Below are 798 nucleotides of genomic sequence, written 5' to 3'. Positions count from 1 at the left end.
AAGGGTAAGGACCCGCCAGCCACGTCACGCGCGCTCTCCCCGGGTCCGTGCACGGACCCGGGGAGAGCGCGATCCGATGGCACAGGCCGAAACACGCGCCCGGGCATCACCACGGATGTGCTTCAGGTACGGAGAAGCTGGGAAGGGGAGATGGTCAGCGGGAACGGCGCGGTGACCGTCAGGACCTCGTCACCGTGGACTGCGCCGACCTCGAAGTACTCGGCCCCGGTGAGCGCGAGGGTGGTGATCGAGGGGCTGTCGGCGTCGACGATCCAGTAGTGGGGGACGCCGAGACGGGCGTAGACGTCGCGTTTGAGCAGCCGGTCGATGCCCAGGCTGCTGGGGGAGAGAACCTCGACGACCAGCACCGGGACAGCCAGGTAGCGTTCGCCGCGCACGAGGTCGTCATGGCGGACCACGCACACGTCCGGCTGGACGCTGGTGTGCCGCCCCTTGCGCACATCCGGCGTCGGCCCGAACACGACCAGGTCCGCCGGGTCTTCGCGGTTGACCGCCTCGCGGTTGGCTGCCTCAAGGATGATCGCGAGGTTCAGGCAGGCGCGCTGATGTTCCCAGCGGGGCGCCGGGCTCACCAGGAGCACTCCGTCCACCAGCTCGTAGCGCCGACCGTCGTCGGGCATCTCCTCCAGATCGTCGACGGTGAACCCGTCGTCCCGGATCGGAAGATCCTCGTAGGCGACCGCCATGACCACCATGATGAGCTCCTCTCAGTCACAACGCCAGACTGATCGCCACACACCCTCCGCACCAGACCGTACAACGATCTGTGGATAACCC

Annotated in this window: 1 protein-coding gene; it reads right to left on the bottom strand. The window is 67.5% G+C overall.

Going from position 1 to position 798, the window contains the following annotated elements; all coding sequences use genetic code 11:
• Positions 1 to 122 precede the first annotated feature (122 nt).
• On the bottom strand, positions 123 to 716 hold the full coding sequence (locus NBW84_RS20760; protein WP_250286581.1) for a Uma2 family endonuclease: 594 nt from the start codon (positions 714 to 716) through the stop codon (positions 123 to 125).
• Positions 717 to 798: the final 82 nt, after the last annotated feature.

This window comes from Protofrankia sp. CiP1_Cm_nod2 (assembly GCF_920664355.1).
In the GTDB taxonomy this organism is placed as follows: Bacteria; Actinomycetota; Actinomycetes; order Frankiales; family Frankiaceae; genus Protofrankia.
Note: the sequence above shows the minus strand (reverse complement) of the source record. Positions and strands in the feature narration are given on the sequence as shown.